Origin of the sequence: Roseovarius sp. THAF27 (assembly GCF_009363655.1) — a bacterium.
Classification (GTDB): domain Bacteria; phylum Pseudomonadota; class Alphaproteobacteria; order Rhodobacterales; family Rhodobacteraceae; genus Roseovarius.
On sequence record NZ_CP045393.1, the window covers coordinates 1212005 to 1233403 of the forward strand.

General features: G+C 65.9%; 18 protein-coding genes. 9 read left to right on the top strand and 9 right to left on the bottom strand.

Going from position 1 to position 21399, the window contains the following annotated elements; all coding sequences use genetic code 11:
• Positions 1-13: 13 nt before the first annotated feature.
• Entirely contained in the window at positions 14-166 is a 153-nt protein-coding gene (gene hemP, locus FIU89_RS06075) for a hemin uptake protein HemP (protein ID WP_254701860.1), read from the top strand.
• A gap of 163 nt (positions 167-329) precedes the next feature.
• Positions 330-1994, top strand: a complete 1665-nt coding sequence (locus tag FIU89_RS06080) for an iron ABC transporter permease (RefSeq protein ID WP_152491774.1) — start codon at positions 330-332, stop codon at positions 1992-1994.
• Between the two features lie 144 nt (positions 1995-2138).
• Here FIU89_RS06080 and FIU89_RS06085 read toward each other — a convergent pair whose 3' ends face one another.
• Complete coding sequence (locus FIU89_RS06085; RefSeq protein WP_152491775.1) at positions 2139-3485, bottom strand: NAD(P)-binding domain-containing protein; 1347 nt, start codon at positions 3483-3485, stop codon at positions 2139-2141.
• A gap of 166 nt (positions 3486-3651) precedes the next feature.
• Between FIU89_RS06085 and FIU89_RS06090 the strand changes: the two genes are divergently transcribed.
• The gene (locus FIU89_RS06090; protein ID WP_152491776.1) at positions 3652-4923 is read left to right on the top strand and encodes an ABC transporter substrate-binding protein; all 1272 of its coding nucleotides are present in this window, start codon (positions 3652-3654) and stop codon (positions 4921-4923) included.
• A 183-nt stretch (positions 4924-5106) separates the two neighbouring features.
• Here the strand turns inward: FIU89_RS06090 and FIU89_RS06095 are convergent, their stop codons facing one another.
• The gene (locus FIU89_RS06095; protein WP_152491777.1) at positions 5107-5835 is read right to left on the bottom strand and encodes a FadR/GntR family transcriptional regulator; all 729 of its coding nucleotides are present in this window, start codon (positions 5833-5835) and stop codon (positions 5107-5109) included.
• A 95-nt stretch (positions 5836-5930) separates the two neighbouring features.
• Here FIU89_RS06095 and FIU89_RS06100 point away from each other — a divergent pair, with 95 nt between their 5' ends.
• A complete protein-coding gene (locus FIU89_RS06100) occupies positions 5931-6413 on the top strand; it encodes a thioesterase family protein (RefSeq protein WP_152491778.1) in 483 nt (160 codons plus the stop codon).
• A gap of 45 nt (positions 6414-6458) precedes the next feature.
• On the opposite strand, the gene FIU89_RS06105 is transcribed toward FIU89_RS06100, so the two are convergent.
• Positions 6459-8321: a DUF4344 domain-containing metallopeptidase gene (locus FIU89_RS06105; RefSeq protein WP_152491779.1), complete on the bottom strand. Its 1863-nt coding sequence runs from the start codon at positions 8319-8321 to the stop codon at positions 6459-6461.
• Positions 8322-8498: 177 nt separating this feature from the next.
• Between FIU89_RS06105 and FIU89_RS06110 the strand changes: the two genes are divergently transcribed.
• A complete protein-coding gene (locus FIU89_RS06110) occupies positions 8499-9167 on the top strand; it encodes a DUF4339 domain-containing protein (RefSeq protein WP_172978038.1) in 669 nt (222 codons plus the stop codon).
• Positions 9168-9202: 35 nt separating this feature from the next.
• A complete protein-coding gene (locus tag FIU89_RS06115; RefSeq protein WP_172978039.1) occupies positions 9203-10054 on the top strand; it encodes a GYF domain-containing protein in 852 nt (283 codons plus the stop codon).
• 73 nt (positions 10055-10127) lie between these two features.
• Here FIU89_RS06115 and gatB read toward each other — a convergent pair whose 3' ends face one another.
• On the bottom strand, positions 10128-11639 hold the full coding sequence (gatB, locus tag FIU89_RS06120) for an Asp-tRNA(Asn)/Glu-tRNA(Gln) amidotransferase subunit GatB (RefSeq protein ID WP_152491782.1): 1512 nt from the start codon (positions 11637-11639) through the stop codon (positions 10128-10130).
• A 100-nt stretch (positions 11640-11739) separates the two neighbouring features.
• Positions 11740-12240 carry a regulator gene (locus FIU89_RS06125; protein ID WP_152491783.1) on the bottom strand — a complete coding sequence of 167 codons (501 nt, stop codon included), beginning with the start codon at positions 12238-12240 and terminating at the stop codon, positions 11740-11742.
• A 133-nt stretch (positions 12241-12373) separates the two neighbouring features.
• On the opposite strand from FIU89_RS06125, the gene FIU89_RS06130 reads away from it, so the two are divergent.
• Positions 12374-13381, top strand: coding sequence for an AraC family transcriptional regulator (locus FIU89_RS06130; RefSeq protein ID WP_172978040.1), 1008 nt, complete (start codon positions 12374-12376; stop codon positions 13379-13381).
• 119 nt (positions 13382-13500) lie between these two features.
• Positions 13501-14736: a DUF2235 domain-containing protein gene (locus tag FIU89_RS06135; protein ID WP_152491785.1), complete on the top strand. Its 1236-nt coding sequence runs from the start codon at positions 13501-13503 to the stop codon at positions 14734-14736.
• A gap of 136 nt (positions 14737-14872) precedes the next feature.
• On the opposite strand, the gene FIU89_RS06140 is transcribed toward FIU89_RS06135, so the two are convergent.
• Both FIU89_RS06140 and FIU89_RS06145 read right to left on the bottom strand, forming a co-directional pair.
• Positions 14873-15460, bottom strand: coding sequence for a hypothetical protein (locus tag FIU89_RS06140; protein WP_152491786.1), 588 nt, complete (start codon positions 15458-15460; stop codon positions 14873-14875).
• Between the two features lie 241 nt (positions 15461-15701).
• Positions 15702-17009, bottom strand: coding sequence for a hypothetical protein (locus FIU89_RS06145; protein WP_152491787.1), 1308 nt, complete (start codon positions 17007-17009; stop codon positions 15702-15704).
• A 141-nt stretch (positions 17010-17150) separates the two neighbouring features.
• Between FIU89_RS06145 and FIU89_RS06150 the strand changes: the two genes are divergently transcribed.
• Entirely contained in the window at positions 17151-17987 is an 837-nt protein-coding gene (locus tag FIU89_RS06150) for a transglycosylase SLT domain-containing protein (RefSeq protein ID WP_216647053.1), read from the top strand.
• Positions 17988-17993: 6 nt separating this feature from the next.
• On the opposite strand, the gene FIU89_RS06155 is transcribed toward FIU89_RS06150, so the two are convergent.
• Both FIU89_RS06155 and pepN read right to left on the bottom strand, forming a co-directional pair.
• A complete protein-coding gene (locus FIU89_RS06155; RefSeq protein WP_152491788.1) occupies positions 17994-18524 on the bottom strand; it encodes a hypothetical protein in 531 nt (176 codons plus the stop codon).
• Positions 18525-18647: 123 nt separating this feature from the next.
• A complete protein-coding gene (gene pepN, locus FIU89_RS06160; protein ID WP_152491789.1) occupies positions 18648-21200 on the bottom strand; it encodes an aminopeptidase N in 2553 nt (850 codons plus the stop codon).
• Positions 21201-21399 lie beyond the last annotated feature (199 nt).

The window sequence follows — 21399 nt, forward strand, 5'->3', positions numbered from 1 at the left end:
ACAGACCAAGGCGATGCCGCAGCTGGTGGCCGATACCGAAACCAGCGAAGCCCTGTTTGACGCAAGGGAGTTAACGAAAGGTCGCACGACCGCGCAGATCACGCTGGACGACAAGGTCTACACCTTGCGGATCACGCGGGCGGGCAAGCTGATCCTGACCAAGTGAGGGCGGTCCGGGCGATCCCGGATCACGTCCGGGATGGCTCTGCATCTTTGGCGGCCGCGCGACGTGACGCCCGGCCAAACGTTTCTGTCGGGTTTTTGCTGGCAAGTCGCGGCGGGATGTGGCAGCGAAGGGCGCCAACACCCTTTGAGGACCCGCTCGCCGCATGTCGGAAAGCCTGCTGCACCGCCTGGCCTGGATCGTCGTCGCGCTCTGCGTGGCGCCGATCATCGCGTCCGCGCTGGCGGCGTTCACCGGCGACCTCGACACCTGGCGCAACGTGTTGTCGAGTGTCCTGCCGCGCTATACCGCGACGACGCTGATCCTCGTGGTCGTGGTGGGGCTGTCCACCGCCGTCATAGGCTCGGTCACCGCGTGGCTGGTGACGGTCTATCGCTTTCCGGGACATCGCTGGCTGGAGATCGCACTGGCGCTGCCGCTGGCCTTTCCGGCCTATGTTCTGGCCTATGCCTATACCTATCTGCTGGATCATCCCGGCCCGGTGCAGACCCTCTTGCGGGATGTGACGGGGTGGGGGCCGCGCGACTACTGGTTCCCCGAGATCCGCAGCCTGGGCGGTGCGGCGCTGATGCTGATCATCGTTCTTTACCCGTATGTCTACCTGCTGGCGCGGGCGTCGTTCCGGCAGCAATCGTCGAACGCATTCCTGGTGGCGCGCACGCTGGGGCGCTCGCCGATGGCGGCGTTCTGGCGGGTGGCGCTGCCGATGGCGCGCCCTGCCATTGCCGGCGGCGCGCTTTTGGCGGTGATGGAGACGATCGCGGATTACGGCACGGTGGCATTCTTCAATGTGCAGACCTTCGCCACGGGGATCTACCAGGCTTGGTTCAGCCTGGGGGACCGGCCCGCTGCGGCGCAGCTGTCGCTGTGCCTTTTGATGTTCGCGCTGCTGGTGGCGGGCCTGGAGCGGGCGCAGCGGGGCCGCGCGCAGACGGCGGGACGCGGGGCACGGTTCGACACGCTGGAGAAGCCGCGGCTGACCGGCGGCGCGGGATGGATCGCGACACTGGTCTGCCTCGTGCCGGTGCTGCTGGGCTTCATTGTCCCGGTCATCATGCTGGGCACGATGGCGGTGGGGTCGGGCCAGAACCTCTTTGCGGCGCGCTATATCGGCTTCATGCAGAATTCGGTCCTGCTGGCCTCGGTCGCGGCGGTCCTGACGGTGATGGGCGCGATCCTGATCGGGTTCCGCGCGCGCACCCGGCCCACGCGGGGCAGCAAGGCGCTGGTGGTGGGCGCGGGACTGGGATACGCGGTGCCCGGAGGCGTCATCGCCGTGGGCCTGATGGTGCCGATGGCCGCGCTCGACAACCTGATCGACCGGATCATGGAGAGCAATTTCGGCATCGATACCGGGCTGCTGATCACCGGGTCGATCTGGTTGATGGTGCTGGCCTACATGACCCGGTTCATGGCGGCGGCGCTGAATGCCTATGACAGCGGCATGGCGACCGTGCCGGGGCATTTCGATGCCATCGGGCGGTCGCTGGGGCAATCGGGGCCGAAGCTGTTGATGCGGGTGCATCTGCCGGTGGCGCGATCCTCGGTGCTGACGGCGCTGCTGATCGTATTCGTGGACGTGATGAAGGAGTTGCCGGCGACGCTGATCCTGCATCCGTTCAACTTTCAGACACTGGCGGTACAGGCGCACCGGCTGGCCGCCGATGAGCGGCTGCACGAGGCGGCGGTGCCGTCGCTGGTGCTGGTGGCGTTCGGGTTGTTGCCGGTGATCATCCTCTGCCGGTCGATCGGGCGTGAAGAGCCGGGGCGCCGCGCGGCGCGGCTGGGGGCGGCGGTGAAGGCCGGTTAAGAGCGGTTTCGCCGCGGGCTGCGCCCGCGCCGACCGGGGCGAGAGGCGCTGCCTCTCGCGCTCTCCGGGATATTTCCGGCCAGAGGAAGAGCTGTGGCAAGGAGCGCACCGGCCCGCGGCATGGCGGGCCGGCGTGTAATCGGTTCAGCTGGTTTGCAGGTAGCTTTCCAGGCTGTCGTCCAGCGCATCTTTCCACGGCGTGTGGTGCGCGGGCGCCTGTTTGCCTGTCATGGGCGAGACATAGCCGTGGTCGCGGAAGGCCATGATGTCCTTCTTCTTGTGCTTCTTCCAGGCGTAGAACTGCTGGCAGGCCATCTCGACATCGAAGCCGGGATAGTCGGTTTCGGCCATCAGCTCCTCGGTATAGTCGCCCTGGTAGCGGATGCAGGCGTAATCGTCCTCGAGCGCGTCCTCGTCGGCCTGGCGCTTTTTCCAGTCGGCCTCCATCGTCGCGGTGTCCGGCAGGGCGATGCGGCCCAGGATGCAGTCGCGGACCCACCAGGCCTGAGCGTCAAACATATTGAAGGTGAACCACTGGTCCTGCATCCCGAGGTAGAACATACGGGGATTTTCGATCCAGACGACGCCCTTGTAGAGGTCGTCCGCCGCCAGGCGGTTCGCGGTTTTCAGGCGCAGGTCGTCGGGCAGGAAGGGGAAGTGGTGCTTGTAGCCGGTGCACAGGATGATCGCGTCGACCTCGCGGGTGTGGCCATCGGAGAAATGGGCGGTCTTGCCCTCGACCTTCTCCAGTGCCGGCACCTCGTCCCAATTGTCGGGCCAGTCATAGCCCATGGGGCCGGAGCGATAGCAGGTGGTGATCGAATTGGCGCCGTATTTCCAGCATTGCGAACCGATATCCTCGGCCGAGTAGGACGCGCCCATCAGCAGGATGTCCTTGCCCTCGAACTCGCGGGCATCGCGGAAATCGTGGGCGTGCAGGATGCGGCCGTTGAACGTGTCGAAGCCCGGGTAGTGGGGCACGTTGGGCGTGGAGAAGTGGCCGGTGGCGACGATGACGTGGTCGTACTCTTCCTCGGTTTCGGTGTCGGAGCTGGAGTCGCGGGCGGTGACGTTGAATTTCTCGGTCTTGTCGTCGTAGCGCACGTCGCGGACCACGTTGTTGAAGCGGATCCAGTCGCGCACGCCGGCCTTTTTCACCCGGCCCTCGATATAGTCGAAGAGCACGGCGCGGGGCGGGTAGCTGGCGATTTCCTTGCCGAAATGTTCGTCGAACGTGTAATCGGCGAACTCGAGCCCTTCCTTGGGGCCGTTGGACCACAGGTAGCGGTACATCGAGCCGTGGCAGGGCTCGCCATCCGCGCCGACGCCGGTGCGCCAGGTGTAGTTCCAGAGACCGCCCCAGTCGCTCTGCTTTTCGTAGCAGACGATGTCGGGGATCTCGGCGCCCTTGTCGGCGGCGGATTGGAAGGCGCGCAATTGCGCCAGTCCGGACGGTCCCGCGCCGATGACGGCAACTCTTTTCTTGGCCATTGTATCTTATCTCCCTAGATTGGTGTGGACCAATTATTGACTTTGGTTCTTTTGGTTCCTTTTACTAAGCCAAAGACTGGACCAGTCTGTCAAGGATTCCTTAAGGGAGCGTGCGGTGGCCGCGGAAACATCAAGTTTTGCTCAGAGATTGGCCCTTTCGGGGGTGATGCCGCGCCTGTCGGTGGGCATGGCGCGCACGGTGGATATCGGTTTCCTGGCGCCGTTGTCGGGGCAGGCGGAAAGCTGGGGGCTGCCCGGATTGCAGGGCTGCCGCATCTGGGAGCGGTGGCTGAACAACGCGGGCGGGGTGCTGATCGGGGGGCGGCGTTATCCGATCCGCATTCACTCATATGACAGTGGAGAAAGTGCTGACGCGGCGCGCGAGGGGGCGCAGGCGCTCATGCGCGACCACGACATCAAGCTGATGATGATGCTGGGCGGCGACGCCTATCGCGCGGTGGGGCAGGACCTGATGGACAGGCGCATCCTGACCTCGACCCTGCTGCCCTCGGACCTGTCGCCGGACGCGCCTTACCTCATTGCGCCGTCGGAGGTGCATCCGGTTTACGTGGTCACGGGAGTGGAGTGGCTGACGCAGCGGCATCCGGAGCTGAAGACCGTCGCGCTTTGCGCGCAGCAGGACGGCATGGGCCTTCCGTCGCTGGCCACCTACCGCGCGGCGTTCAAGGCGGCGGGGGTCGAGATCGTGCACGAGGTGCAGTACCCCGCGGAAGGCGCACCGGCGGAGAACGTGGTGGGGCCGATGCTGGCCGCGAACCCCGATATCCTGTGCTGGTGCACGAGCTATACGCCAATGGTGCACGCGATGACGGAATATGCACATGCCAAGGGATTCAAAGGACAAATCCTGTCCTGCACCTGCGATCATTACGGTCACCTGGTGGAGAAGCTGGGCGCGGAGTTCATGGAAGGCGTGGTGTTCCAGTTCCCCGATTTCGACGATCCGGCGCTGAGCGAGAAGGCGTTTTTCTTCAACCGGCCGCATGCGTTCTACGAGGAATACAACGCCGCCTATCCCGACAGCTGGACGGCCGTGAGTTGGGAATACGCGGCGATCTTGGATATCTGGCACGCCGCGGTCGAAAAGGCCGACAGCGTGGCGCCGGCAAGCGTGCTGGCGGCGATGAAACAGCTGGGCGAAGTCACACATGCTTTCGGTCCCGCCGAGTGGTGGGGCACGGAGATGTTCGGGATTGACAACGCGCTGGTGGGCGACTGGCCGGTGGTGCGTATCGAGGAGGGGCGGGCCAGGGTCGTGGCGTTCGGGTCGGTGCCGGGATGGCTGCGGCGGCACGAGGATCTGTTGCGGGCAGAGATGCAGGACCTGGGGCAGATGTGGCAGCAGCGGCTGTCCTATGAGCGGGTGCTGGCGCTGGGGGCGCGCGTGGTGCAGGGCGAGGGTGCGACTGAAGGGTAAACGCGGGCGAATCGGGCCGAATCGGCGTGTCGGTATTGCGTCGGTATCCGGGTGGTATTCCGACGGTGCGTTTTTTGCTGATTTGGCAAGTGAACGGGGCGGGCGGTGCAAAAGCCTTTTGAAGGCTTTTGCCAAGACTTTTCTGAAAAGTCTTGGCCTTGCGTTAACCGGGGTTAATGCGCGTCAATCATCCTGAAGAAGCAGTTTTTGTTCCTCGACGAGATGCAGCTTGATGAACTCCACCGCCTGGCCGACATCGCGCGAGGCGATGGCGTTGTAGAGCGTGTTGTAGCGTTTCTGGTAGTCCTGCATCCGGCGCGGCGTGAGCGCGCGGCGGCGCAGGCGGGTGCGATAGCTTTCGCGGTAGGTGTCGATGGCCAGCCGGTAGCAGGAGGCCAGAAGGGCGTTGCCGGTGCCTTCGGCGATCTGCAGGTAGAGCTGTTCCTCGAGCGCGATGAAGGCGTCGATATCGGTGGTGACGGTCTCGATCCGCGACAGGGTTTCTGACAGCGCGGTCAGCATCCGCGGGGTCATGTTCACAACTGCCAGCCGGACGATTTCGGGCTCGAGGATGCCGCGCACAACGAGGTGGTCGAGGGGGCTGGTCTCGCCGGCGACGGAATCGGGCGAGGGGGCGGCCTGGGGCGTGGAGCGGTAGGTAACGAAGCTGCCGGCGCCGGGGCGGCGGCGGATCACCTCCTGGCCCTCGAGCACGTCGAGCGCCTCGCGCACGGTGTTGCGGGCGACGCCCAGTTCGGCGGCGAGCGTGCGCTCGGACGGCAGGCGGGTGTCGCGGGGGTATTCCTCGGACTTGATGCGCGCGAAGAGCGTGTCGACGACGATCTGCACGGTGGCGCCGACCGGATGGGCGAGGCGCAGTTCGGGGGCGGTGTCTTGGGTTTCTGTGCTCATCGGACCAGACCAATTTCGGTGTAACTGGTATAAATTGGTCTGGTGGGCGCGTAAAGCGTGGTCATGCGCTTAGGGCCCATGCTATGGCATCTTCCATGACCGAGCCTGCGCCCCTGATGTCCAGCTTTCACGCCGTCGAGGCGGAATGGATCGACTATAACCAGCATATGAACATGGGGTATTACACGGTCCTGTTCGACCGCGCCGCCGACGAGGCCTATGCCGAGATCGGGTTCGGGCCGGAGTATCGCGACTCCAGCGGCTGCACCACCTACACTGCCGAGTTTCACGTGCGTTACCTGCGCGAGCTGAAGCTGGGCGACCGGGTGCAGGCTGCGTTCCGCATCCTCGACCATGACGAGAAGCGGTTTCACAGCTACCAGGAGCTGATCCGCGAAGATGGCACCGTGGTGGCGACGGGCGAGGGGATCGCGCTGCATGTGGACCAGTCGGGACCGAAGGTGGCGCCGATGCCCGAGGCGATCCTGGCGCGCCTGCGGCAGGTGGCCGAGCAGCACGGGAAACTGCCGCGCCCCGAAACGGCGGGACGCGGCATGGGATTGCGGCGCCGGCGTTAGGCGCAACGCGCCTTTCCTCCCCCACGGAGCGGCACCGCATTCCGTTCAGTTGCCCGACGTGAGACCCCTTGCCAGGAAGGTCTCGTAGAATTCGATCGCCGAGTAGCACATCGTCACCGAGCTGTCGTTCGGGTTGTACCAGGCGTTGATTTCCTCGCAATCGCGGAAGGTGACGGTCAGGTCGCGGGGCCAGACGAAATACTCCTCGAAGACCCGCAACAGCGTCGGGATCAGATCGTTGAATTTCATCAGCGCCTCGGTGGTGCGGCCGTAGTCCGTCTGCGTCGGCTGGAAAACGAGGTTGATCTTGCCGCCGGGTTGGTTGGCGGGGAAGCGGCCGGGCAGGTCGGGGCCGAGGTTGCGGCCGCGCAGGGCCAGCAATTCTTCCCAGGCTTCGAACTTGGTCTGGTATTCCTGGGCGCAGCGCTGGCGGGAGCGGTCGGTGAAGTCGACCTTGTTGGCGAGCGGGTCGAAGACCTGCGGCTCGGAGCCGTAGATGATGCAGAAGGAGTTGCGGAAGCGCTTGATGTCGGGCGCGTGCTCGTCCTGCCAGTCATGGGTGACCTGGTGCTGTTCGAGCGCCTTGGCGGAGTAGTACCACAACAGCGTCGAACTGCTGATGATGCCGGTGATGTACTCGGCGGTCTGGGGTGTGGCGCCTTCCATCACGCTGGCCATCGCGAAGGCCGAGAAACTGTCGGCCGTGTCTTCCTCGGGGCCGGTGGCCGGCAGGTCGGTTTCGCCGATCACGGCGTGCGCCATCTCGTGCAGGAAGATGCCGAGGGCGACGCCCATGCGGCGCTGGGCCTGGTCCGCGGTGAGGCCGGCAATCGGGGACGTGCCGGGTGTCTGCTGTCCGCCTTCCTGCTGGCCGGGGATGGGCGGAGGGCCATCGCCGCCGGTGTTGGGAATGGGCGGAGGTCCGTCGCCGCCGGTATTGGGAATGGGTGGAGGGCCGTCGCCGCCGGTGTTGGGAATGGGTGGAGGGCCGTCGCCGCCGGTATTGGGAATGGGTGGCGGGCCGTCGCCGCCGGTGTTGGGAATGGGTGGAGGGCCGTCGCCGCCGGTATTGGGAATGGGTGGCGGGCCGTCGCCGCCGGTATTGGGGATGGGCGGAGGGCCGTCGCCGCCGGCATTGGGGATCGGCGGGGGGCCGTCGCCGCCAGTGTTGGGAATGGGAGGAGGACCGTCGCCGCCGTCATTTGCAGGCGGGGTGGGCGGGCCATCGTCGTCGCCGCCGGGCGTGGGCAGGGGGGTGTCGCCGCCCGGTGTCGGCAGGGGGCTGGCGGTCCGGATCGGCTCGACCGTGAGGCCGGTAAAGCCCGCGACGCCGGTGCCATAGGTGATGATCCCGGTGCGGCGCGACACCGGGCCGCCGAAGCTGGCGTTGATCAGCGTGTCGCCGTTCAGCGTCGCGTGGACATCGGTGCCTTCGACCTCGAGCCTGAGGACATCGCTGCCGTCGAGCTGCGCGGAAGTGGTGTCGAGCGGCTGCGGATTGAAGCCGTCGGCGTTGCGCACGATCACGAACGGGGTTCCGTCGCTGGCAATGCTGACGGCGAAGTAGCTGTCGGCGGCCTCGTAATTGAAGATCATGCCGGCATGCATCGGCGCGGGCTCGTCCGACTGGGCAAAGAGCGTCACGGCGACCGAGAAATCGGTATCGGCCATGTCGGTCAATTCGGTCCAGTAATAGCGCACGTCACCGGGATCGCTGGTGTTGCGGAACGTGGCCCAGCCGCCTTCGGTGCCGACGGTCCAGGGGTCGTCCCGCCCGGTCTCGACGACGCCGGAAAGCGGGCCCAGATGCGGATCGAGCGGCGATTGCGCGTGGCCGGGCAGCGGCAGGGCAAGAACGAGGGCGCAGGCAAGCACGCCGGTAAGGTATGGAAGACGAGAACGTGGCACGGAGGCCTCCCCCTGATAGGTCTGTGCGGCTGGCCGCTGGTGGTTGACGGACAGTAAACCCGAAAAGGCGGTCTGGCGGCTTCACCCAATTGGGTGAGGACGCGGCTGCGCCGGGGCGCGATAGTCGGTCTGATGCAGCGCGGCGCCGGGGCCGCGCGAAACCGCGGGGGGACCGTCTTGCGCCTGTTGATCGCTTTCCTGTTTACGGGCCTTGCCGGTCTCGCCGGGCCGGAGGCGGCCCGCGCGCAAGCGGAGCGGACGGAATATTACATGGCGCATGCGGGCCGGGAGGCGGGCCCGTATTTCATCGACGAGCTGCGCACCCGGATGTTGATGGGGCGGCTCAGGCGCGACACGCCGGTCTGGACGACCGGCATGGCGGCGTGGCAGCCGGCGGCGGAGGTGCCGGAGGTGGGCGCGCTGTTCGACCCCGCCCTGCCGCCGATCCCGAAGGAGCGCGATTTCGGCCGGTTCGTGCAGGGCACCTGGAGGTCGGAGCCGGTCACGACCGAACTGCCGGGCCTGGGCCGGGGCGTGGCCACCGGCGAGACGGTCTTTCGCGCCGATGGCATCTACAGTTTCACCGGGCAGGTCGACCTGACCGACGCGGCTGGCTCGGCGCGGGCCATGAGGCTTGCGTCGGAGGGCGGCTATAGCGTGACGCGCAAGGCGCCGGACCGTTTCGAGATCGTCTTTGCCGCGCCGCTGGTCATGACCCTGCCGAGCGACGATCCGGCCGAGGCCGACCGGGTCGAGCGGACAGAGGTGCCGCCGGCGGAGTTCGAGGTGATCGACGACAATACCATCCGCGACGCGCAAGGCACGGTGTCGCGGCGCAAGATCTAGATGTGCTTGGATTTTTATGTGAGAGGAAAATGTTCATGAGACGACTGGCGATGAGGATTGCGACCGGGTTGATGCTGGCGGTGCTGCCGCTGGCGGCGGCGGCGCAGTCGGAACCGTTCTACGTGGTGGAAAACGGCCAGCAGGGCGGACCCTATTCGATGGACCAGCTGGCGGCCAAGGCGCAGAGCGGCGCGTTGCAGCAAACCACGCTGGTCTGGGCCAATGGCATGGCCGACTGGACGCAGGCGGGCAACGTGCCCGCGCTTCAGGGGCTTTGGCAGGCGACGCAGACGCCGCCCGACCAGCCGCCCACCTTGCCGGAGACGCAACCGACAACGCAGCCCACCAATACCCCGACCACCCAGCCGACCGGGAACCCGCAGCTGGATGCGCTGGCCGAGCAGGAGCGGCGCGACATGGGCGTTCCGGCGACGAACCAGCTGCACAGCGGGGCGATGCACGGACCCACGCCCAATTCCATCCCCGGAGGTCAGCTGATCACCACCAAGGGGCTGACGGAGATGGTCCAGCGGCAGATGCCCTATGCGCTCTTTGACGTGCTGGGCGGCAACGAGACGCTGCCGGGGGCGATCCCCGCGGTGGGCGCCTCGCAGGCGGGCAGTTTCCAGGACCAGACCCAACAGCAGATGGGGCAGTTCCTGACCCAGCTGACGCAGGGCAAGACCGACACGCCGCTGGTGTTCTACTGTTTGTCGGTGGAATGCTGGATGTCCTACAACGCGTCGCTCAGGGCGATCAACCTCGGGTATACCAACGTGCTTTGGTATCGCGGCGGGATCGAGGCCTGGAAGGCGGCGGGGTTCCAGACCGTGCCGGCGGGACAGATGCAGCAGGGCCAGCAGCCGCAGCAGTTCAACGCGGAGTGATGTGAACGGGGCGCCCAGAAAATTCGTGCGAATTTTCTGGGCTTGAGAATTTTCGTACGAAAATTCTGGCCGCTTACAGTCCGAGTTTTTGGGCGACGATCTCGTTGACGGCCTTGGGGTTGGCCTTGCCGCCGGTGGCCTTCATCACCTGGCCCACGAACCAGCCGGCAAGCTTGGGGTTCGACTTGGCCTTTTCCACCTGGGCGGGGTTGTCGGCGATGATCTGGTCCACGGCGGTTTCGATGGCGCCTGTATCCGTCACCTGTTTCATGCCGCGCTCTTCGACGATCTGCGCGGGGTCGCCGCCCTCGGTATAGACGATCTCGAAGAGGTCCTTGGCGATCTTGCCGGAAATGGCGTCGGAGGCGATAAGGTCGACGATGCCGCCCAGTTGTGCCGGTGACACGGGGCTGTCGGTGATGTCGTGGTCGTCCTTTTTCAGGCGGCCGAAAAGCTCGTTGATGACCCAGTTGGCGGTCAGCTTGCCGTCGCGGCCTGCGGCGGCCTCTTCGAAGAAGGCGGCGTTCTCGTGCTCGGCGGTCAGGACGTTGGCGTCGTATTCCGACAGGCTGAAATCTTTGACGAAGCGGGCCTTTTTCTCGTCCGGGAGTTCGGGCAGGGACGCGGCTATGTCGTCGATCCAGCCCTGTTCGATTTCCAGCGGCAGGAGGTCGGGGTCGGGGAAGTAGCGGTAGTCGTGCGCCTCTTCCTTGGAGCGCATGGAACGGGTTTCGTTTTTGTCCGGGTCGTAGAGGCGGGTTTCCTGATCGACGGTGCCGCCGCCTTCGACGATGGCGATCTGGCGGCGGGCCTCATAGTCGATGGCCATCTGGATGAAGCGCATGGAGTTCATGTTCTTGATCTCGCAGCGGGTGCCGAGATGTGAGAAATCGCCCGTTTCGCGGTATTTCTCGTAGGCGCCGGGCTGGCAGATGGAGACGTTGACGTCCGCCCGCAGGTTGCCGTTCTGCATGTTACCGTCGCAGGTGCCCAGGTAGCGCAGGATCTGGCGCAGCTTGCCCACATAGGCGGCGGCCTCTTCGGGGCCGCGGATATCCGGGCGGCTGACGATTTCCATCAGGCACACGCCGGTGCGGTTGAGGTCGACGAAGGACATGGCGGGGTCCATGTCGTGGATCGACTTGCCCGCGTCCTGTTCCATGTGGATGCGTTCGATCCGCACGAGGCGGGCGATGCCCGGCTCCATGTCCACGAGGATTTCGCCTTCGCCCACCAGCGGCTCGTAAAGCTGGCTGATCTGGTAGCCCTGCGGCAGGTCGGGATAGAAGTAGTTCTTGCGGTCGAAGGCGGATTTGAGGTTGATCTGCGCCTTGAGGCCGAGGCCGGTGCGCACCGCCTGCTCGACGCAGTATTCGTTGATGACGGGCAGCATGCCGGGCATGGCGGCGTCGACGAAAGCGACGTTGGAATTGGGCTCGGCGCCGAAGCGGGTGGAGGCGCCGGAGAAGAGCTTGGCGTTGGAGGCCACCTGCGCGTGGACCTCCATCCCGATGACGAGTTCCCAGTCCTGTTTCGCCCCGGCGATCACCTTGGGTTTCGGGGTCTCATAGGTCAGGTCCAGCATGGGTTGCGCGCTCCGTTCAAGGTATCAGCGCGGTTCTAGGCCAGAGCGCGGGCGCGGGCAAGGGCGTCTGAGCCTTTGGCCCGTGACGGGGAACGGCGCGTTAATCGGGATGCGAGGGCTGCACTGGCGGCACCTGGGCCAGCCAGAGGGCGTGGAAATCGGGCAGGCCGAGGGTGGCGACGGTTTCGAGGTCGGGGCCGAGGATTTCGTAGATCATGCCGTCGGTGCCGCGATTGCTGAACCACGCGATGCAGTCGATGTCGCCGCCACCCTCGCTGTGCGGCGGGCCGCCGGCCGGTTTTTCGACGAAGCTGAGGGTGGGGCGGATCTCGGTCAGGGTGCCGGAGGCGTCGTAGAGGCGCAGCTCTCCCTGCAGGATGAGGGTGCTGTAATCGGCGTGGTGCCGGTGCAGCAGGATGCGCTGGTTGGCCGCGAACTTGAGCAGCAGGTCGACGGTTGTCGCGTCCGGGTCCACTTTCAGGATGTGATACCAGACGTGGTCAAACCCTTCGAGCGTGTTCCAGGTGACGTTGGACTGGTCGAGAAGGCCGGCGGCGGGCGCCGATGGGGTCGGGGGCCGGCTGAGGTTGGTGTCGGTCATTCTGTTCTCCGGTGGAAATGCCGGCAGGATAGCACGGCGCTGGGCGGCGACGCTTGCCAATCGGTGCCAGGGGCTGTTTGCTGCCGAAGCCGGGCGCGCGGTGGCCCCGGCGCGGCGCGGGGAGGCGCGGCGGATGCGGGGCTATACACGGGCAAGTGCGTTGGGGCCGATCGCCGAGGTCGTCGAGGGGCGGGGCGGTTCGATCGAACGGGTCTTTCGCAGCGTCGACCTGCCGCTGGCGCTGCTGGACAATCCCGAGATGGCGCTCCCCCTGCAGGAGCAGTTCCGGTTGCTGAGTGCCGCGGGGCGTGAAACCGGCGATGCGTTCTTTGGCGCGACTTTGGGGCGCGAGGTTAAAGCCGCGAAGCTGAGCGACTTCGGCCGGTGGATCGGGGAAGCGCCGACCCTGGCGGGGTCGATCGACCGGGCGAACCGGTGCCTCAACCGATACCTGCAGACGGCGACGGACCTGACATTGCGGGTGCGCGGGGACCGGGCCTGCTGGTCGATCGGGTTTCTCGATCCGGGCGGGGACGGGCGGTTCCAGAACGAATTGTTGGGCGTGAGCTATCTGATCGACGCGGTGCGCTTTTATGCCGGGCCGGGCTGGCGGCCGGCGATGGTGCACGCGACCTGCGCCGGACGGGCGGAGGCGGCGGCGCTGGAACGGGTCTTCGGCGCGCCGGTGCGGCATGGCGCGCGGGTCTCGGCGGTGGAGTTCGACCTGTCGCTGCTGGCGGCGCCCGGTCCGCAGACCCGCAGGGCCGAGGGCGGCGGGGGGCCGGAGCTGCCGCTGGCGCGGGGGCCGGCCGGCGAGGTGGCGGCGTTGGCGGCGATCGCGCTGCTGGAGGGGCAGCCGCGCATCGACTGGGCGGCGGGCAAGCTGGGCATGAGCCGGCGGTCGCTGCAGCGCGTCCTGGACCGCGAGGGGGTGTCGTTCCGCGGCGTGCTGGACGGGATGTTGCGGGATCGCGCCCTGGAGATGGTGCGCGCGGGGGTCGTGCCGCTGACCGATATCGCGCAGCGGCTGGGCTACAGCGACGCGGCGCATTTCAGCCGCGCGTTCCGCCGTTGGACCGGGACGACGCCATCGGAGGTCCGCGCCCGGGCCGCCGCCGGGCGGCTGCGTCGGCCGCAGTGAGGGGACGGCTGCGGGCGGCGCGCTTGGCAACCGGAGGGGTTGAGGGGTAGGATGATGGCATTGCTTTATGGTTGTGCCGGGTTTTCCGGCGACACGTCATTTCTAGAAAGGCCTTTGCCATGCCCAAGAACATCATCCTGCTGTGCGACGGGACGTCGAACGAGATTGCCCGCAACCGGACCAATATCCTGCGGCTTTATGGCTGCCTGAAGAAGGACGAGGACCAGCTTGTGTTCTACGATCCCGGGGTGGGGACTTTCGGGGCCGAGAATGCCTGGCTGAGCTTCTGGCGCAGGGCGGTGGAGATCTGGGGCCTGATCACCGGCTGGGGGCTGGATGCCAACGTGAAGGAGGCGTACCGCTTCCTGGTGGAGCATTACGATGACGGCACGCGCGAGAACGTGGCGGACGAGGCGCCGGACCGCATCTATATCATCGGGTTTAGCCGGGGGGCCTATACTGCGCGGGTCCTGGCGGGGTTCATCCATGCGCTGGGGCTGATCGAGGCGCGCAACCTGAACCTGCTGAACTATGCCTACCGGGCCTACAAGAATATCGGGCAGGCGACGGGGCGGGACGTGACCGATGCGCGCGAGCCCGAGCGCAACCCCTTTGCCGAGGTGCGGCTGTTCGAGCGGATGCTGCGGCCGCGGCGGCCGGCGATCCGGGCGCTGGGCCTGTTCGATACGGTGGGGTCGGTGATCGAATGGAGCGCGCGGCTGCCGCGGATCCGCAACCATGCGCATGTGTCCGAGAACCCGTCCGTGCGGTCGGTGCGCCACGCGCTGGCGATCGACGAGCGGCGCACGATGTACCTGCCGACACCCTGGCCCGGGGGCGGCGAGTACTGGGGCAGCGCGTTCCGGCCCCAAGACGAGAGCAAGATCGCGCCGCAGGACGTGGACGAGGTGTGGTTCTCGGGCGTGCATGGCGACGTGGGCGGCGGCTATCCCGAAAAGCGCAGCCAACTGGCGAAGTTTCCGCTGACATGGATGATCGACGAGCTGCGTCCCTTGGGGGTGATGTTCAAGGAACCGACGGTGCGGCGGCTGGTTCTGGGAGAGGATGCGGAGGGGCGCTATGTGGCGCCCGATCCGCTGGCGCGGCCCAACGAGTCGATGACGTGGGGCTGGAAGGTGGTCGAATTCCTGCCGTTCTTTAAGACGCGCTACAGCCTGAGCCGGCGCAGGACGTTCCTGGGGTTCTACCTGCCGCTCTGCGAGTACCGGCATATTCCTCAGGGCGCGCGGGTGCATGGCTCGGTCTTTGTGCGGCGTGGGACGACGGCGGATTATCCGCAGCCGAATATCCCCGAGGATCACGTGGTTGTGGGAGAAGGGGATGGGGACGCCTGAAGGCATGGAATAATGGTCCGGGTCCTTGGTCGTCTTAAAATGTTGCACATCTACCTCGAAGGAGTCTTGCTCACGAATCGCGGTTGTGCGGATTGTCCTGTCGCGTTTGCCTGATGACTGAATTTCTGCTTTGCTATCAACCTCCACTTAACTCCATACCGGACAGGGTTGCTTGCTCACTTCTCAGCTTTTTGTAGATTGGCTCAACGGCATGCATTAGTTCGTGAGCAGGGAAATTGGTCACTGAGGTATGGGCAGAAAAATCACCTTCATCCCACGCTTTGATCACCGCATCGTAAACGTGAATATGGGCTAGAACGTCGGTAAATACTTTTGGCAGCTGATCATCCTCTACTAGGTCCATGTGATCAACGATTATGGCTTCAAGTTTCTTATTCATTGGGTGAAACACGTGCCTCATCCAGTGCCGCCATGTAGCCAGCTCTTCTTCAGTCAAATGGTACCCGTCGGCGAAGTAACCCGCTTGACCATGTTTCGGCCATTTGGTCTTCGAAAAAGAGGACCATGCTTCGTTTCCAGCCAGCAGTCTCGCGTAAAGCGGCCCGTATAGGAGCCTTAGTTTGTCGTTCACTAGCTTAAGCCGCACTTCCTGCTGCGACCGGTAGCGAGCGTGAAAGTATGTGAATAGCCAGCCGCCAGTTGCAACAATTAGCGTGATCACAAAAGGCAAAAAACTAATCCAAGACATTGACCCGTTGTTCATTCACAGTCTCCTCGGCGCTGACTGCTCTGATTGATCAAATTTCATAGTGAGTTAACGTCCAATAAAATTTGAAAAAAAGATACGAGGGTTTGCTTTGAATATCATTTCCGCAAGATTTTTCTGTGTCGGCTATTGCTGCGTCAAGAAAAAATATCAGACATCCGCGGATGTTGCGTCATTGGTCACATTGGGCTCATTGCCGACATGCCGGCGGTGCCGCGACGATCCCGCCCGCCAACTGTCAGAGCGCGGGCAGGCGGTACATGCCCTGGCGCGAGAAGGCGAGCGAGGAGCCGTCGGCGATATGGCCGGCAAAGCGGGCGGCTATGATGCGCAGGGCGGTCTGGCGCCCCTTGGCGATGAGCGCGCGGCGCGATGGCAGAAGCGGCGCGTGGCCCGGCATCAGCAGGGTCTGGGACCAGATCAGCGGATGCAGTTCCTGCAGGTGATGTTCGAGAATCCAGTCGACGCAGTCGTGGATCTCGGCTCGTGTGCGGTCGGCATGGGGCGAGAGCACCCGGTCGCCCGCGCCGGGCGCCATGGCGATGGCGCAGAAGGCGGCCAGAAGGTTTATCACGTGCTGGTCGTCCTTGCGGGCGAGGATGTCGCGCAGCCCCTCGACGAAGAAGCCCGGTTCGAGCAGGTCGAACGCGCGCGGGTCGAGCGCCAGGGCGTCGAGATAGGCCCAGGTGTAGGCGCCGGCGCCCCAGGTGTCCTGGGTGCGGGCGGCGACGCGGCGGGCGGCGACCTCGAGCGCCTTCACGCCACCGGCATAGGGCGGCAGGATGTGGCGGCCAAGCGCGCGGATATGGCGGTGGCCGTCGGGATCGAGCGCGATCAGGGCCCCGTATTCCTCGGCCACGCGGCGGCCGCGCTTGTCGCAGGCGGCAATGAGGGCGCAGCGGGCGGCGGCGATCGAGGGCGAGTCGATGACGGGGCCGTCATAGGGCTCCAGGATGGCGTCGGCGCTGGCGATATGGCCGGCAATGGCGCGGGCCGCGGTGGCGGGATCGTCGCGGGCGGCGATGTTGCGCCAGGCCCAGGCGATGTCGATATGCGCCAGCGCCACGACGAGGGCCGTGGGGTAGTCGCCCGGCATCTCGTCGAGCACCTCCTCCAGCGCCTCGATGGCCTCGGGCGCCGGGGGCTGGCCGTCATGCAGCGAATCCTCGGCGGCGGCGACGATATCGCCGCGCGCGCCCTGGGCCAGCAGCAGCGAGGCGGTTTCGCCGCCCGGCGTGGCCAGACGGGTGTGATCGGCGTACTGGATCTTGTCCGACAGGGCCTGCCACGCTTCCTGCCGGGCGAGTTTCTGGCCGCGATCCTGGTGGGTGGCGCGGGCCATTTCCTCGTCCGAGACCGGCAGCGAGGGCACGATGATGCGCTTGGCCAGCGAATCGATATCCTCGGTCGAGCGGCGCGGCGCCGGGCCCGGGCGGGCGGGCGCGCTGCGCGCGGCGAACCACTTGCGCAGGCCGCGGGGCGGCTTGGTGGACGGGGGGAGGGGCGCGCCGCCTTGCGCGCCGTGATGTCGGGACTGTCGTGCCATACCTTCGGCCTGCTCGTAATGTCGGGACCTTTGTGACAGGGCAATCCGGCCAAAAAGCGGCAGGGACGCGGAGACAAGAGGGAAATTGCCCATGGTCTCAATAGTCTTGCCTTGGCGCGGGGTTCCGGGCAGACTGCGCCGATGCTCAGGTTCGCTGCCCTTGTGATATGCCTGTGCTTTCAGTCACTTGCCGCGGCCGAGGAGGACGGCGTGGTGCTGAGGGACGGAGTGGTGACACGGGTGTCGCCGCCCGCGCGCGACGGTAATGTGCCGCGCACGCGGTGGGAGCATGTGGGCGAGTCGCGCCTGTGGACGCGTGCGGCGCTGGCGGCACTGAAGGATCACGGCAAGCCCCTGACCGACATGGTGCCGCGCGACATCGAGGAGTGGTGCCCGGCCTATCCCGATGCCAGCCCGGCGCAGCGGCGGGCCTTCTGGGTGGGGTTCCTGTCGGCGCTGGTCAAGCACGAGAGCACCTATCGGTCCCGCGCCGTGGGCGGCGGCGGGCGGTGGTACGGGCTGACGCAGATTTTGCCCGCAACGGCAAGGCTTTACGGGTGTCGCGGCCGGAGCGGGGGGGACCTGAAGCACGGGCCGACGAACCTGAGCTGCGCGATCCGGATCATGGCCAAGACGGTGACGCGGGACGGCGTGGTGTCGCGCGGGATGCGCGGCGTGGCGGCCGATTGGGGGCCGCTGCACAGCGGCAGCAAGCGGCGCGACATGATGGCGTGGACGCGGCGGCAGACCTATTGCAAGCCGATGAGTACCGTGCGTCCGCGGCTGCGGCCCGACGACCTGGTGGTGGTGCGCACGCTTCCCGCGCCCGAGCCCGAGGCGATCGGGGTCGAACCCGCGGTGCAGGACCTGCCCGATGTCGTGGGTCGCGCGCCGGAGGCGGAGACGCCCGAGGCGCAGGAGGTGCCGGCGGCGGCGGATGCCGCGCCCGAGCCGCAGCCGATTCCCGTCAGCGAATAGTCCCGATCATTTGATGCGGAAGGCGCGGCGGATCTCGTCGAGCGCCTCGCGCTGTTTGGCGTTTAGATCGCCCGTTCCAGCCTGCGCCGTGGCGGTGACGACCGACAGGAGCGGCTCGAAGCTGGCCTGACCGTCAAGCTTGTAGAGTTTGCGGCCGAGGCGCGGTACGGCGGTTTCCGGGCCGTGGCATTCGGAGACGAACCAGTGGCCGAGGATCAGCGCCTCGTCGGCGTCGGCGGCGGACATCTGCAACTGCTCGCGCAAGGCGGCATTGAGCGCGTCGCGCTGCTCCTTCGTGGGCAGGTCGTCCATTTCCAGAAACGCGGTGCCGAGGGCGGCGATGGCGAGGTTCGGCTCCTCGATGGTCTCGACCGGGTGGATGTTGGTCTGGCGCTTGAAGCCGAAGCGGCGGGCGGCGGAGCGCACGTCGCGGGCCATGTCGGAGAGGTCGGAGGCGACATGTGCGGCGTTGCGGGCGCGGATGACGAGGAAATAAGCCGCCGTGGAGAGGCCGATCAGGCCGAGAATAATGTGCATAGCTGAAAGTCCCTTGCGGCAACGTGCGGTCAGTTAAGCGGCCCCGCATGATGACGCAACGGCAATGCGCGGGGCGGCTTGATCTGTCAGTCGCGGTGTGGCCGAAAAGGTTCTAATCGAAGGTCAGTCGCCGCGGATGCGGGTCACCATTTCTGTGGTGTCGGGGCTGAGGTTGGGCGTCGACAGGATGCGGTCGAGCTGGGACGTGATGAGACCCTGGCGGGTCTCGTCGTAGCGCCGCCAGGTCTCGAACGCCGAGCACATCCGCGCGGTGGTTTGCGGGTTGAGCGGATCGAGCCGGATCAGCCAGTCGGCCAGAAGGTCGTAGCCCGCGCCCGAGACGTGGTGAAAGCCCGCCGCGTTCATGGTGAGCGCGCCCAGCGTGGCGCGGAAGCGGTTGGGATTTTTCATCGTGAAATCAGGATGTTCTGTGAGGTGGGCCGCCGTGGCTGCGGCGTCTTCGGGGGCGGCGTGGACGACCTGCATCATGAACCACTTGTCGATCACCAGGCGGTCGTTCTGCCACTGGGTGTAGAAGGATTGCGTGGCCGCCGCGCCCTTGCCGGCCTGAAGCAGGCAGGAGAAGGCGGCAAGCTGTTGCGTCATGTTGTCGGCGGCATCGAACTGTTTCTGTGCCTGCGCGCCGCCGTCGAGCCGGTTGATCAGGCTGAGGGCGGCGTTGGCGAGCGACCGGGCGCCGGATTGTGCGGCGTCGGGCCGGTAGGGCTCGGACACCTGGAACTGGGCGTAAAGGCGCGTTGCGGTGTCCTGCATCCGTTCGGCGCGGGCGTGGCGCAGGGTCTCGATGGCGTCCCAGATGGCCTGCGGGTCGGGGGTGGTGCCGGTGTCGAAAAGCGTCTGTGCAAGGTCGTCCTGGCTAGGCAGGCCGAGAGCCAGCGCGCGGAAGGCCGGATCGAGGCTGTCGTCGCGGGCCACGGTGTGCACGGCGTCTATGTAGGCCTCGTCGGGGGCGGCGCCGTCGCGGATCATGGCGACAAGGGCGTCGCGGGCAAGGTCGCGGCCCGCTTCCCACTTGTTGAATGGGTCGGTGTCGTGGGCGAGCAGGAAGGCGCGTTCGTCGTTGGTGGTGTCGCGTTCGATGATGACGGGCGCGGAGAAGCCGCGGAGGATGGAGGGGACGGGTTTCGACGACAGGCCGTCGAAGGTAAAGCTTTGTTTTGCTTCGGTCATTTCGAGCACCTTGGTGGGCTGCACCTCGTCGCCGTTGGGCGACAGCAGGCCCACGGCGATGGGGATGACGCGGGGCGGCTTGTCGTCCTGTCCCGGGGTGGGGGGTGTGTGCTGCTCGAAGGTGAGGGTGTAGGTGCCGCCCGAGAAATCGTCGGTGACCGAGACGCGCGGGGTGCCCGCGTCCTCGTACCAGCGTTTGAACTGGGAGAGGTCGCGGCCGGTGGTGTCCTCGAACACTTTCAGCCAGTCCTCGATCGTGGCGGCGTCGCCGTCGTGGCGGGTGAAATAGAGGTCGAGGGCCTGGTAATAGGCCGCGTCGCCGACGAGGGTTTTCAGCATCCCGATCAGCTCGGCGCCTTTTTCGTAGACGGTGGCGGTGTAGAAATTGTTGATCTCGACAAAGCTGGCGGGGCGGACGGGGTGCGCGAGTGGGCCGTTATCCTCGCGGAACTGTCGGGCGCGCAGGGTGATGACGTCGTCGATGCGCTTGACAGGCTCGGACCGCATGTCGGCGGTGAACTGGGCGTCGCGGAAGACGGTGAGGCCTTCCTTCAAGCAAAGCTGGAACCAGTCGCGGCAGGTGATGCGGTTGCCGGTCCAGTTGTGGAAATATTCATGCGCGATGATCGCCTCGATCCGCTCGAAATTCATGTCGGTCGAGGTTTCGGGGCTGGCCAGCACGGCGGAGGAGTTGAAGATGTTCAGCCCCTTGTTTTCCATCGCGCCCATGTTGAAATCGTCGACCGCGACGATGTTGAAAATGTCGAGGTCGTATTCGCGGCCATAGACGTCTTCGTCCCATTTCATGGACTTCTTGAGCGCCTCCATGCCGAAGGCGCATTTGTGCTCGTCACCGGGGCGGACCCAGATGTTGAGCTCCACCTGCTTGCCGGATTTCGTGGTGAAGCTGTCGGGGTGGTTTATCAGGTCACCGGCCACCAGCGCGAAGAGATAGGCGGGTTTGGGCCAGGGATCGTGCCATGCGGCAAAGCCGTCGCCGGATGCGCCAGGGTTGCCGTTGGAAAGCTTGATCGTCTCGTCGCCCTCGATGCGGACGTCAAAGGTGGCCATCACGTCGGGGCGGTCGGGGTAATAGGTGATCTTGCGAAAACCCTCGGCCTCGCACTGGGTGCAGTACATGCCGTTCGACATGTAGAGACCTTCGAGCGCGGTGTTGCGGATGGGGGCGATTTCGACCTCGGCCTCGAACGTAAAGGGGGCGTCGGGGGCGGCGACGGTGAGGCCGCGGGGTGTGACCTCTGGCGTGACCCCGGTGCCGTCGATGTGGGCGGCGATCAGGGTCAGATCCTCGCCGTCGAGGCGCAGGGGGCCGCCGGGCCCGTCGGGATTGGGGCGAAAGGCGATCTTGCTGATGACGCGGGTCTTTTCCGGGTCGAGACGGAAGGTGAGCGAGACATGATCGACCAGATGCGCGGGGGGCGTATAGTCGGCCAGATAGATCGGCTGGGGGGCGGCGTCTTTCATCGCGTGTCTCTCCGTCTGGGAAGGTTCGTGCGGAGGGTAGGGCGATGCGAAAGGGGAGGCAACGTGGAAACGGGAGGCAGGTGCAGACGGACGCTCCCGGCCCCCCGGGGCCCCGGGATGCAATGTGGCGCCCCGACAGGTGCGGTGCCTCCGCCTGCGCCCTGAAACTAGGCGAGGGGGCTTGGGAAAGGGTTAACAG

Coding starts and splice junctions, on each gene's coding strand:
- hemP (WP_254701860.1), top strand. CDS start 14: ATGCCGCAGCTGGTGGCCGATACCGAAACCAGCGAAGCCCTGTTTGAC.
- FIU89_RS06080 (WP_152491774.1), top strand. CDS start 330: ATGTCGGAAAGCCTGCTGCACCGCCTGGCCTGGATCGTCGTCGCGCTC.
- FIU89_RS06085 (WP_152491775.1), bottom strand. CDS start 3,485: ATGGCCAAGAAAAGAGTTGCCGTCATCGGCGCGGGACCGTCCGGACTG.
- FIU89_RS06090 (WP_152491776.1), top strand. CDS start 3,652: ATGCCGCGCCTGTCGGTGGGCATGGCGCGCACGGTGGATATCGGTTTC.
- FIU89_RS06095 (WP_152491777.1), bottom strand. CDS start 5,835: ATGAGCACAGAAACCCAAGACACCGCCCCCGAACTGCGCCTCGCCCAT.
- FIU89_RS06100 (WP_152491778.1), top strand. CDS start 5,931: ATGACCGAGCCTGCGCCCCTGATGTCCAGCTTTCACGCCGTCGAGGCG.
- FIU89_RS06115 (WP_172978039.1), top strand. CDS start 9,203: ATGAGACGACTGGCGATGAGGATTGCGACCGGGTTGATGCTGGCGGTG.
- gatB (WP_152491782.1), bottom strand. CDS start 11,639: ATGCTGGACCTGACCTATGAGACCCCGAAACCCAAGGTGATCGCCGGG.
- FIU89_RS06125 (WP_152491783.1), bottom strand. CDS start 12,240: ATGACCGACACCAACCTCAGCCGGCCCCCGACCCCATCGGCGCCCGCC.
- FIU89_RS06130 (WP_172978040.1), top strand. CDS start 12,374: ATGCGGGGCTATACACGGGCAAGTGCGTTGGGGCCGATCGCCGAGGTC.
- FIU89_RS06135 (WP_152491785.1), top strand. CDS start 13,501: ATGCCCAAGAACATCATCCTGCTGTGCGACGGGACGTCGAACGAGATT.
- FIU89_RS06140 (WP_152491786.1), bottom strand. CDS start 15,460: ATGAACAACGGGTCAATGTCTTGGATTAGTTTTTTGCCTTTTGTGATC.
- FIU89_RS06145 (WP_152491787.1), bottom strand. CDS start 17,009: ATGGCACGACAGTCCCGACATCACGGCGCGCAAGGCGGCGCGCCCCTC.
- FIU89_RS06150 (WP_216647053.1), top strand. CDS start 17,151: ATGCTCAGGTTCGCTGCCCTTGTGATATGCCTGTGCTTTCAGTCACTT.
- FIU89_RS06155 (WP_152491788.1), bottom strand. CDS start 18,524: ATGCACATTATTCTCGGCCTGATCGGCCTCTCCACGGCGGCTTATTTC.
- pepN (WP_152491789.1), bottom strand. CDS start 21,200: ATGAAAGACGCCGCCCCCCAGCCGATCTATCTGGCCGACTATACGCCC.